Origin of the sequence: Salmonella sp. SG203 (genome assembly GCF_013350575.1) — a bacterium.
GTDB classification, from domain to species: Bacteria; Pseudomonadota; Gammaproteobacteria; order Enterobacterales; family Enterobacteriaceae; genus Salmonella; species Salmonella enterica.
The window spans coordinates 1-1,224 of record NZ_SNMT01000080.1; the positions used below are offsets into that span (position 1 = coordinate 1).

General features: G+C 49.5%; 1 protein-coding gene. It reads right to left on the reverse strand.

Translation table 11 applies throughout. From position 1 onward, the window contains the following. Nucleotides 1-57 precede the first annotated feature (57 nt). Nucleotides 58-1,128 (reverse strand): fimbrial protein, encoded by a 1,071-nt coding sequence (locus HV477_RS27855; RefSeq protein WP_175065742.1) that lies wholly within the window; start codon nt 1,126-1,128, stop codon nt 58-60. Nucleotides 1,129-1,224 lie beyond the last annotated feature (96 nt).

The following is a 1,224-nucleotide window of genomic DNA, read 5'->3' on the forward strand; positions in this document are numbered from 1 at the left end:
TTGTTTTTCCCGCACGGGCATTCAGCGGGTATTTAATTTTTAAAAACCCGCAGTGACTTACTGATAGCGAACTTTCACGGTAACATTCTGACTGAACTTCCCTGTTACTGCGGACGTGACGCTCCCCGTGGGCTCCAGCGATGCGGTATAGAAAAGGTTCAGCGGAAGGTCATTGGGGGTGATAGCCGGGCTGACTGGTGACCATTTCCCAAATGTCACTGTCTTTGAACCGGCCTCTTTTATCACCAGCTGCAGGCCGTTTTTCTGGCCGTCATCATTATAAAGTATTAAAGAAGGTGATGTTGTTTTGTCGTCTGCACCTGCAGCACTGAACTTAATCTCAAGGGTGAGTGAAAATCCGCCCCATGCGCTGATATCACTAAAGCCTGCACAGTCATGATTAAAAGAAGTGTTAATATAAAAGTTTCGCGGGGATGGCAGGCTGCCCTTTCCGCCGGTGATAACCCTGCCCAGGTCAACCACCGCCGGGACCGATACTTTTCCTACACATTTCGGCACGTAATATATCTGTGTGGCGTTTGATGTGCCGAATGAAACGTAATTGTTACCTATCCGGCCATACACCAGTCTCAGTATATCATCGATCCGCGCTATCACCTGATTAAGCGGTCTGTCCGGTTTTTTGTCCAGAATCAGCCGGAATGATCCCCTCAGCGTTCCGCTATAAGTCTGAGCTCCCGCCTGGGGGTAACTGTCAATCGCGAAGAAATCCGTACGGGTCGGAGTAAAGGGTCCATTACCGTTTATTGTATACTCTATTCTCAGTCCGGCTTTCTGCAGATCCGAGCTAAAACCCTTAAAAAAATTATCTCCCCCAATAATGGAGGGGGACACACTCGGACCGAAGGTCTTACAGACATACTTCATGGAGGGCAATGTTTCTTCATAAACAACAGAACCTTCCGGCGTGTCCTGGTTCAGGGTTATTTTCATGGGGACCTTAATATTTGCAGGCTCCGCTCCCTTGTCGCCCGTATAGGTTGTTCCGAGCTGACACCCGTTTGGTAGTTCCGCCGCTCTGGCAGCCCCGGAATACAGCACAGGAACCAACAGCAGCATTACACCGGCCCACAGGGATAACCGCCTTTTGTGCATTATCTTTTTCATATCAGCTCCCCCGGTCCTGGTCACGAATACGCTCCTTAAAAGTGCATTTCCCTGAGGTACAGACAAACTGGTTCATCCGCAGCCCGCCATAATCAT

What these genes read in the sequence shown, in the direction of transcription:
- HV477_RS27855 (WP_175065742.1), bottom strand. Translation starts at nt 1,128, where the DNA reads ATGAAAAAGATAATGCACAAAAGGCGGTTATCCCTGTGGGCCGGTGTA.